The 8,911-nt window shown below is 59.7% G+C and carries 11 protein-coding genes and 1 tRNA gene; 6 read left to right on the forward strand and 6 right to left on the reverse strand.

Annotated features, from left to right (window positions below; translation table 11 throughout):
* Positions 1-81 precede the first annotated feature (81 nt).
* The 3 genes from WBP53_RS00285 to WBP53_RS00295 form a co-directional block, all read right to left on the reverse strand.
* Positions 82-1,476: a PhoH family protein gene (locus WBP53_RS00285; protein WP_423924771.1), complete on the reverse strand. Its 1,395-nt coding sequence runs from the start codon at positions 1,474-1,476 to the stop codon at positions 82-84.
* Between the two features lie 82 nt (positions 1,477-1,558).
* Positions 1,559-2,035, reverse strand: a complete 477-nt coding sequence (locus tag WBP53_RS00290; RefSeq protein WP_423924773.1) for a peroxiredoxin — start codon at positions 2,033-2,035, stop codon at positions 1,559-1,561.
* A 20-nt stretch (positions 2,036-2,055) separates the two neighbouring features.
* Positions 2,056-2,616: a glycine cleavage system protein R gene (locus WBP53_RS00295; RefSeq protein WP_371280977.1), complete on the reverse strand. Its 561-nt coding sequence runs from the start codon at positions 2,614-2,616 to the stop codon at positions 2,056-2,058.
* A 199-nt stretch (positions 2,617-2,815) separates the two neighbouring features.
* Here WBP53_RS00295 and dapA point away from each other — a divergent pair, with 199 nt between their 5' ends.
* Both dapA and WBP53_RS00305 read left to right on the forward strand, forming a co-directional pair.
* Complete coding sequence (dapA, locus tag WBP53_RS00300) at positions 2,816-3,718, forward strand: 4-hydroxy-tetrahydrodipicolinate synthase (protein ID WP_423924789.1); 903 nt, start codon at positions 2,816-2,818, stop codon at positions 3,716-3,718.
* A 22-nt stretch (positions 3,719-3,740) separates the two neighbouring features.
* Entirely contained in the window at positions 3,741-4,379 is a 639-nt protein-coding gene (locus tag WBP53_RS00305; RefSeq protein ID WP_423924775.1) for a hypothetical protein, read from the forward strand.
* 58 nt (positions 4,380-4,437) lie between these two features.
* Here the strand turns inward: WBP53_RS00305 and fdxA are convergent, their stop codons facing one another.
* The gene (gene fdxA / locus WBP53_RS00310) at positions 4,438-4,761 is read right to left on the reverse strand and encodes a ferredoxin FdxA (RefSeq protein ID WP_423924777.1); all 324 of its coding nucleotides are present in this window, start codon (positions 4,759-4,761) and stop codon (positions 4,438-4,440) included.
* Positions 4,762-4,839: 78 nt separating this feature from the next.
* A tRNA-Glu gene (locus tag WBP53_RS00315) sits at positions 4,840-4,915 on the reverse strand.
* A 96-nt stretch (positions 4,916-5,011) separates the two neighbouring features.
* On the opposite strand from WBP53_RS00315, the gene pcnB reads away from it, so the two are divergent.
* Together pcnB and folK are read left to right on the forward strand one after the other, a co-directional pair.
* Positions 5,012-6,406, forward strand: a complete 1,395-nt coding sequence (pcnB, locus tag WBP53_RS00320) for a polynucleotide adenylyltransferase PcnB (protein WP_423924779.1) — start codon at positions 5,012-5,014, stop codon at positions 6,404-6,406.
* Positions 6,403-6,903: a 2-amino-4-hydroxy-6-hydroxymethyldihydropteridine diphosphokinase gene (folK, locus tag WBP53_RS00325; protein ID WP_423924781.1), complete on the forward strand. Its 501-nt coding sequence runs from the start codon at positions 6,403-6,405 to the stop codon at positions 6,901-6,903. The genes pcnB and folK overlap by 4 nt, the downstream gene beginning before the upstream one ends.
* On the opposite strand, the gene WBP53_RS00330 is transcribed toward folK, so the two are convergent.
* A complete protein-coding gene (locus tag WBP53_RS00330) occupies positions 6,883-7,116 on the reverse strand; it encodes a hypothetical protein (protein WP_423924783.1) in 234 nt (77 codons plus the stop codon). The genes folK and WBP53_RS00330 overlap by 21 nt on opposite strands.
* Before the next feature lie 15 nt (positions 7,117-7,131).
* Between WBP53_RS00330 and panB the strand changes: the two genes are divergently transcribed.
* Together panB and panC are read left to right on the forward strand one after the other, a co-directional pair.
* Complete coding sequence (panB, locus tag WBP53_RS00335; protein WP_423924785.1) at positions 7,132-7,956, forward strand: 3-methyl-2-oxobutanoate hydroxymethyltransferase; 825 nt, start codon at positions 7,132-7,134, stop codon at positions 7,954-7,956.
* A gap of 166 nt (positions 7,957-8,122) precedes the next feature.
* A partial coding sequence (gene panC / locus WBP53_RS00340; protein WP_423924787.1) for a pantoate--beta-alanine ligase occupies positions 8,123-8,911 on the forward strand: 789 nt, incomplete at its 3' end.

An 8,911-nucleotide genomic window follows, 5' to 3' on the forward strand; every position in this document is an offset into this window, starting at 1 on the left:
GAACTCGGGGTCACTCTTCTTTCAACTTGCGCAGTCATGCAGGCGTCGATGGCGACGCCTGCATGATCCTTCCCGCACGTTCTAAAGCACTTCAGAGGCGATGTCGGCCAGCCTTGAGCGCTCCCCGCGACGCAATGTCAGGTGTGCGGAGTGCTCCCAGTTCTTGAACCTGTCTACGGCATAGGTCAATCCCGAGGTTGTTTCGGTCAGGTATGGCGTGTCGATCTGCTCCACATTGCCCAGGCAGACGATCTTGGTCCCCGGACCGGCGCGCGTGATCAGCGTTTTCATCTGCTTCGGGGTCAGGTTTTGCGCCTCATCGACGATTACATAGCGATTGAGGAAGGTGCGCCCGCGCATGAAATTCATTGCGCGGATTTTTATCCGCGAAGCAAGCAGGTCGTTGGTTGCCGCGCGGCCCCATGCGCCGCCTTCCTGCGGAGATGTGAGCACTTCCAGGTTGTCGGTCAGTGCTCCCATCCAGGGCGTCATTTTTTCCTCTTCCGTTCCGGGCAGGAAGCCGATGTCTTCGCCGACAGAGACCGTGGCGCGGGTCATGATGATTTCCCGGTAGCGTTGCTGATCCATCACTTGTGCCAGGCCGGCTGCCAGAGCAAGCAAGGTCTTGCCGGTACCCGCCGTACCCAGCAGGCTGACGAAATCCACCTCGGGATCCATCAGTGCGTTCAGCGCGAAGTTCTGCTCCCGGTTGCGCGCCTGAATGCCCCAGATGGTGTGCGAACCATGGAAGTAATCATCGACGATCTGCAACACGGCCTTGCCGTTGTTGATGCCAAGCACGCGCAGTTCGATCTCGTTGTCGCCCGGCAGATAAAGGAACTGGTGTGGATGCCAGTCTTCGTCCTTGGTCATGCTCACTTCGTAGAAAGTGTGACCTCGCTCAGACCAGGATCTCAGGTCAGCGTGCCGATCCCAGAAATCTGCCGGCAGCTCATTGTGACCAGCGTAGAGCAGGCTGAAATCATCGAGAGCGCGGTCATTCTCGTAGTCTTCGGCAGTTATGCCCGCGATCGAAGCCTTGATGCGCAGGTTGATGTCCTTGGTGACCAGGACCACCGGGACTTCCGGATGCGCTTCACAGAGCGCAACAATCGACGCAAGTATCAGGTTGTCCGGCAGTCCGCGTCTTTTGCCCGTTCCATTCTCGGACGCCAGGGTCTGGAAGTGGAGTCGGCCAATTTTCGGGTTCCGGTCCAGGCGCAGGCCCTGTGGCAGGCGCAGGTCGAGGCCGTCGGCGATTTTGCGACTGCTGTCATTCTCGATCAGCTCGTTGATGAAGCGACTGACCTGCCGTGCGTTGCGTGAGACTTCCGACTGCCCCTTTTTCGCAGCGTCCAGCTCTTCCAGTACGGTCATGGGTATGAACACGTCGTGTTCTTCGAAGCGAAACAACGACGTCGGGTCATGCATCAACACATTGGTGTCGAGTACGTAAATGCGTTTGCCTCGAGTCATGCACGAGCCTCAATAAGGGTAGGAGGAGAATCGCGTCGGTGACGACGCGTTGGGATCGATGAAGCCCTTGGTGCAGAGCATGTCACCCGGCAGCCAGCCGCTCCAGCACAGCCGCCGCGTGACCAGGAACCTTGACCCCGCGCCATTCGACGCGCAACACGCCATCCGGATCGATGAGGAAGGTGCTGCGGACGATGCCGAGATGACGCTTGCCATACAGGACCTTTTCGTGGATCACGTCGAAAGCCTTGCACCAGGTTTCATCCACATCGGCGATCAATTGAAATGGAAGCTCCTGTTTTTCACGGAAACGTGCGTGCGATGCAATGGAGTCGCGCGAGACACCCAGGATTTCGCAGTTCAGTTTCGAGAATTTCTTGTGCAGGGCTGCGAAGTCGCGTGCCTCGGTCGTGCAGCCGGGCGTCGCATCGCGCGGATAGAAATAGACCACCAGCCATTTCCCGCGCAATGATTTCAGTTCGAGCTTGTCGCCCTCGTCGGTCAGGCCCTTGAGGGCGGGGACTTTCTTGTCCATCTTGATCGCTGTCTTGTCACTCATGTGCGGTCGATGAGCTCCTTTTAGAATTTCATGGGATCCATGATGGCATCGAGGTTCAGGCCGTCGCAGAATTCGAGGAAGTCGTCCCGCAGTGCGGCCAGGTGCATGGAGTTGGGGATTCCAATCGTGATCTGGGCGGAGAACATGTCGGCGCCGGTCTGCATGGCGCGATAGCGGGTCGAATGCAACTGCTCGATGCTGATGTTGTGGTTGGCGAAGAATTCAGCCAGCTGGAACAGAATCCCGGGTTTGTCCGCGGCGATCACTTCCACCACGTATGGCAGGAACGTGACTTGTTGCGGCTTTGCGCTGGTGCGAAAGTGGGTCAGGCGCAACTCGCCATCGCGATCGAGCTTTGCGAGCGCATTCTCGAGCTTGGCGATGGCATCCCAGGAGCCCTGGGCCAGAACCTGGATACTGAGCTCGGATCCCAGAGCGGCGACGCGAGATTCAGCGACATTGCAGCCACAGTCGGTGACGCGCTTGCACAGCGCGAACAACGGCGAGTGCTCGAGATTGGCGAACACGCTGATCAACAAGTGATTGTCGTTCGCGGTAGGACGTGGCGCGCGATCGCTCAAGATCTGCTTTCCTGCCTGCTTCACTGCTTGGTGGGCGCCATCAGGGTAACTGCACTGGCAGCATACTGGCCACCTCGTGGGCTAGCAAGGGAAGCAGGAACGTGGCCCGCAGCCGTCAGTGCTGAACGGGAAGACGGATGGACTTCCATGGCGCTTGACCCTAACATCCGAGGATTCGCACGCGCTTGCACCCTACGCCTTGAATCTTTCCGGAAGCATCTGCGCTCTGGCCACGCCATTTCATGGGGCCAATGAGGCGCTTGATTTAGACGCATTTGGCCGCCTCATCGAATTCCAGATCGGTGCGGGTACGCGCGGCCTCGTCGTTGCCGGTTCAACAGGCGAAGGGGCGGCACTCGAGCCGGAAGAGTTCTTCGAACTTGTTGAATTTGCGGCACATGCCGTGGCCGGTCGCGTTCCATTGCTGGCCGGGACCGGGTTGCAGTCGACGCGCAAGACCATTGCTCAAACCAGGCTGGCGTTACGTGCAGGTGCCGACATTGCCCTGGTTGTCGCCCCGGCCTATGTGCGGCCGACACAGGAAGGCCTTTATCGTCATTTCGGTGAAGTGGCTGCTCATGGTGGTTTGCCTGTAATGCTCTACAACGTGCCAACGCGCACTGCGTGCGACCTCTTGCCGGAAACAGTGGCCAGGCTTCATTCCCAATCAGGCGTGGTCGGTATCAAGGAAGCCCGGCCTGAACAAGAGCGTATTCAGGCGCTACTGGCCCTCGGATCAAGCGAGTTCTCCATTTTTTCGGGCGATGATCCCAGCGCTGCGCGCTCGATCCGCATGGGGGCCGACGGTGTCATTTCGGTTGCTGCCAACGTCGCTCCGGCGCAGATGCAGGCACTTTGCATGCTGGCTGCGGAAGGCGCCGACGATGCACTGACGCAAGCCGACAAGCGCCTCCACGATCTGTATGATCTGCTCGGAGTCGAACCCAACCCGATTCCGGCCAAGTGGTGCTTGCACCGCATGGGTTTCGGATCCGATACCCTTCGTCTTCCGCTGCTTTCGCTAGCTGAGGCGTATCATGCGCAGGGTGGCCGCGTGCTTGCCGAGCTGGGCCTGGAAATGGCTCATTCATCCCGTGAATGAGCCGAAAATAGACAACGGAATCATGAATGTGAAACGAAACCTGACCTTTCTGCTTGGCCTCCTCGTCGCGCTCACCATGTTGAGCGGATGCGGCTACATGCGATCAAAATTTGGCAGCAAGAGCGAGGTCTACAAGGTCGGCGCACAGTCCAAGCCGCTGGAAGTTCCCCCGGATCTGGATGCGCCCAACAGGACCGGAACCCTGGTCATTCCGGAGCCAAGCCCCACTGCGGCTCCGGCAGCTGCTGATACCAGCGTTCCCGTCGCATCCATCTCCGATCAGGCCGCCCCGCCAATCACGGCAGCTCCGAGCCTGGGTGGGGAGGGCATGACCGTTGCCGACACGCCAGCCAGTACGTGGAATCGGGTGGGTCTGGCACTGGAGCGTTCAGGTGTGGCCACGATTGAAAAGCGCGACGAAAAGACGCGGACCTACGAGGTCCTGACCAACGGAAGTACGACAAAGTCTCCCGGCTGGCTGAAAAAGACTGTCACGCTCGGCATGGCCGATGACAAGAAGGTCCTGACACCGGTTCGTCTGCGCATCAGGGTCAGTGGCACCGGCAGCGAAAGCAGGGTGACCGTGGAAGGTGCAACTTCGGAAGCTGCGACCAGCGCTGCGCGCAATATCCTGGCAACCCTTGGTCAACGCCTGAGCTGATCAGGAACGCAGGCCGGTTTCGCGCCTGCAACGAGCCGCAACGGATAGCCGCTCGGCGTCAGCGCTCGAGCAAGGGCAGTTTGTCCGGTTTGCCTTCCCATTCCTTGGCGTCCTCGGGGGCGTCCTTGCGTTCAGTCAGTACCGGCCAGATCTTCGAGAGATCGGCATTGAGCTGGATGAAGGCTTCCTGTCCTGCCGGAACATCATCTTCCGGGTAGATTGCCGTTATCGGGCATTCCGGCTCGCAGAGCGTGCAGTCGATGCATTCTTCAGGATCGATGACGAGGAAATTCGGACCTTCGTGGAAGCAATCGACCGGACAGACCTCGACACAGTCTGTGTACTTGCACTTGATGCAGTTCTCGATGACAACGAAAGGCATGGATGAGGTCGCTAGGTCTGAGATCGCGGTCCGGTATGGCCGCTTCCTGGTTTCCGGTACCCCGTGGCAAGACCGGTGTGGCGCTCCCTACGAGGTTCGAACTCGTGTTCCCGCCTTGAGAGGGCGGTGTCCTGGACCACTAGACGAAGGGAGCGGTGTTTGGGACAACCGCACGGGGCGCGTAGTATAACCATTTCCTAACTACCTACAATTGCCCGGCGACGCCATTGAACTTGAACGTGACCACGGAATGAACCAGATCGCATCGTCTGCGGCTGAGACAGATTCCAGCTTGAAAAACCTTGTGCCGCGCATCATTCCGCGGGCCGAACATGGCATCTCACGCAAGAACATTTCCAACGGAGCGCTGCGCGTCCTCTATCGCCTGCACGAGGCCGGATACAAGGCTTTCCTGGTGGGTGGTGCGGTTCGAGACCTGCTGCTCGGCGAGCATCCCAAGGATTTCGACATTGCGACCGACGCGACTCCGGAACAGACGCGAGCGCTTTTTCGCAACTGTCGACTGATTGGCCGTCGATTCCGACTTGCCCATGTCGTGTTCGGGCGAGAGATCGTGGAGGTTGCGACATTTCGTGGCATCGGTGAAGCGGGCAACAGTGACCGTCACGTTGTCGACGGGCGAATCGTCCGCGACAACGTCTACGGCAGTATCGAGGAAGACGCGATACGGCGCGATTTCACCGTCAACGCCCTCTACTACGACATTGCAGATTTCAGCGTCCGCGACTACGTCGGCGGCATCGCCGATCTGCAGCACAGGACGATGCGACTGATCGGAGATCCCGAGCTGCGCTACCGGGAAGATCCGGTTCGCATGCTGCGCGCCGCACGACTTGCAGCCAAGCTCAATTTCAGCTTGGCCGAAGAGACCGAAGCGCCGATCGCCGGACTTGCTGGCCTGCTCGCCGATGTGGCTCCCGCTCGACTGTTTGATGAATCTCTCAAGCTGTTTCTTTCCGGCCATGGCCTGGAAAGTTTGCGCCGGCTTCACAACCTTGGCCTGCTCGGCGAAATCTTTCCGGCCACGGCCAAGGCCCTTGCTGGTCCTCGCAGTGCGGAGTTCGGTCGACTTCTGGGCTATACGTTCACCAGCACCGACGAACGCATACGCAGCGACAAGCCGGTCACGCCTGCCTTTCTTTTCGCGGCAATGCTATGGGAGCCGGTTCGAAGCCTTGCCGAGCGACTTGTGGAAGATGGCAACGATCCGAACGTGGCTTGGCAGGTGGCTGTTGATCGCGTCGTGCATCAGCAGGCGGTCCGCGTAGCCATTCCGAAAAGATTCGTCATGGCGATGGAAGAAATATGGTCGCTGCAGTCGCGGTTTGAGCAACGCCAGAAGAAGCGCGTGCTTCGTCTGCTAGCGCACCCCAAGTTTCGCGCTGCTTACGATTTCCTGGCTATCCGGGCCCACGATGAGCCGGAGTTGCGTGAACAGGTGGAATGGTGGACCAACGCCCAGGAACTGGATGCGCAGCAACTGTCGGAGCAACTGCAGACATCTCCGCCACGACGAGTTGAAGGTGAGCCCGCCAAGAAGCGCAAGCGTTCTCGCCGCCGCAAGCGATCAAGCACGGATACCGATGTCGTGTCTGCGCCCGACGCGGAGAATCCTGGCGAGTGAGTGCGGTCCTTGCGTATGTCGGGTTGGGCAGCAATCTGGGCGAACCGCGCCAGCAGCTTGCGAGTGCCCTTGAGGCACTGGATGACATCGACGAAACACGCGTCTTGCGTCAATCAAGCTTTTACCGCAGCAAGCCTTGGGGGATCCTCGAGCAACCGGATTTTCTCAATGCCGTTGCCGAACTGGAGACACGACTGGATCCGGTCATGCTGCTGGAAGAATTGTTGGCGGTGGAGCGAAAGGCGGGGCGCCAGCGGGATTCGACACGCTGGGGGCCACGCATCATCGACCTCGATCTTCTGATTTATGGCATGCAGCAGATTCGCCAGGACGGGATTGAAGTGCCTCACCCGCGATTGTTCGAGCGCTCGTTCGTGGTCTTGCCACTGGCGGAATTGCGGCCTGATCTGATCGTTCCCGGGCACGGACCCATCGCCGATGCAGTGGCAATGGTCGATTCCGGCAGTTGCCTGCGGCTAGCACTCGACGAGGGCTGATCCCGAGAACTGGAATTCCGCGTGGGAGAAATCCTCGGGCCACGACTGCAACTTCCTCGGCGTACAGCGAGGTTCGCCGGATTCGCGTGAAACTGCCGCACTTGCGCCGTGCTCGACCTTGCCAGCGGCGAATTCCCCGGATTGCGATTCGAAGTTTCCACCGCCCAGGCTTCTGGCTCGGGTTAGGATGTCGGGCTTGATGCTTCCAGCCATTCAGAACGGCAGACCATGTACGCAAATCCAGCAAACATGCCAGAACGCGCGGCCATCACGGTTCCCGTGCTCAAACAGCGCAAATCGGCTGGCGACAAGATTGTCGCCTTGACCTGTTACGACGCGAGTTTTGCCGTCCATCTCGACTCCACCGGTGTTGATGTGGTCCTGGTCGGGGATTCGCTTGGCATGGTCGTGCAGGGGCTTTCCAGCACACTCCCGGTAACCCTTGAACATATGGTCTACCACTCCGCTGCGGTCGCGCGTGGTTTGCGCGCGCCGTTGTTGATCGCGGACATGCCGTTCATGAGCTATCGGGATGTGCCCACTGCGTTGGCCACGGCTACGCGATTGCTGGCAGAAGGCGGCGCGGCAATGGTCAAGCTGGAAGGTGGCGAATGGGTGACTTCGATCGTCCGCGCCCTTGCCGAGCGTGATGTTCCCGTTTGTGCCCACATTGGCCTTACCCCGCAGTCCGTGCACAAGCTGGGTGGCTATCGCGTGCAAGGCAAGCAGCCAGCAGATGCGGCACGTCTGCTCGGCGAGGCGGCTGCGCTCGCAGAGGCTGGTGCCGACCTGCTTGTACTGGAATGCGTCCCGGCCGAACTGGCTGCGAAAATCACGCGAGAAATCCCGATTCCAACGATTGGCATTGGCGCAGGCGTGGACTGCGACGGCCAGGTACTCGTGCTGTACGACATGCTCGGAATAACTCCGGGCAGGCGACCCCGATTCAGCAAGGACTTCATGCGTGGCCATGATTCGATCGACGCCGCACTGACCGCCTACGTCGAAGCCGTGCGGAGATCGGAATTTCCAGCGGCCGAGCACACCTACTAGCAGCCAGCATGACCTTGCCAGACCAGGCGATGACGCCTCAGCGGTTCGTATTCGCACCGCTTCTTGCCCCGTCTAGCCACATGCCCTGCAAACCGTAGAGAATCTGCGCTCACGCAGCCAAACTCTCGCCTTGATCGGCATAGTTCCAATATCTCCCGGGTAAACCATGCAAGTCATCAAAACCATCGGCGCACTCCGTGAACTCATTGGCGAACAGCGCCGACTCGGAAAGCGCATCGGATTCGTTCCAACCATGGGCAACCTGCATGCGGGCCACTACTCGCTACTGGCGAGGGCGCGCGAGGACGCCGACCTGATCGTCGCCAGCATCTTCGTCAATCCGACCCAGTTCGGTGCCGGCGAGGACTTCGCGCAATACCCGCGGACACCGGAGCAGGACGAGCGCGGACTGTTCGAGCATGGCTGCGACGTCTTGTTTCTTCCGGATCCGGAAACCATCTATCCATTCGGGATCGATGGCGCTGCGAAGGTCTGTGTACCGGAGCTCGGCGACATCCTGGAAGGTGGAGAGAGGCCGGGTCATTTTGACGGGGTTGCCTCGGTCGTGGCTCGCTTGTTCAACCTGGTCCAGCCCGACATGGCCGTGTTCGGGCGCAAGGACTACCAGCAGCTCATGGTGATCAGGCGAATGGTCAAGGATCTGGGTTTCGCGATCGAGATCGTCGGCGCGCCGATCATCCGGGAAGCCAATGGTCTGGCAATGAGCTCACGAAACCAGTATCTGGATGCGCAGCAACGGGAAATCGCCGGCATCATCCACGCCTCCCTGACAACGATGTGCTCCCAGGCTCGTGAAGGCATTGAGACCCTGGCAGACATCGAGATCGCTGTCGCTCGTCAGCTTTCTGCTGCGGGCTTGAGGCCGGACTACGCCGAGTTTCGTCGTGCCGATGATCTGGGGCCGGCCCATGCGTTTGGCGACGGTCCGCTGGTT

Source organism: Dokdonella sp. (assembly GCF_049593775.1).
Taxonomy (GTDB): Bacteria; Pseudomonadota; Gammaproteobacteria; order Xanthomonadales; family Rhodanobacteraceae; genus Dokdonella.

Bases quoted from the DNA above. Each gene is read 5' to 3' on its own strand.
- pcnB (WP_423924779.1), top strand. From the start codon at position 5,012: ATGAACCAGATCGCATCGTCTGCGGCTGAGACAGATTCCAGCTTGAAA.
- WBP53_RS00330 (WP_423924783.1), bottom strand. From the start codon at position 7,116: ATGGCTGGAAGCATCAAGCCCGACATCCTAACCCGAGCCAGAAGCCTG.
- WBP53_RS00305 (WP_423924775.1), top strand. From the start codon at position 3,741: ATGAATGTGAAACGAAACCTGACCTTTCTGCTTGGCCTCCTCGTCGCG.
- WBP53_RS00290 (WP_423924773.1), bottom strand. From the start codon at position 2,035: ATGAGTGACAAGACAGCGATCAAGATGGACAAGAAAGTCCCCGCCCTC.
- fdxA (WP_423924777.1), bottom strand. From the start codon at position 4,761: ATGCCTTTCGTTGTCATCGAGAACTGCATCAAGTGCAAGTACACAGAC.
- panB (WP_423924785.1), top strand. From the start codon at position 7,132: ATGTACGCAAATCCAGCAAACATGCCAGAACGCGCGGCCATCACGGTT.
- WBP53_RS00285 (WP_423924771.1), bottom strand. From the start codon at position 1,476: ATGACTCGAGGCAAACGCATTTACGTACTCGACACCAATGTGTTGATG.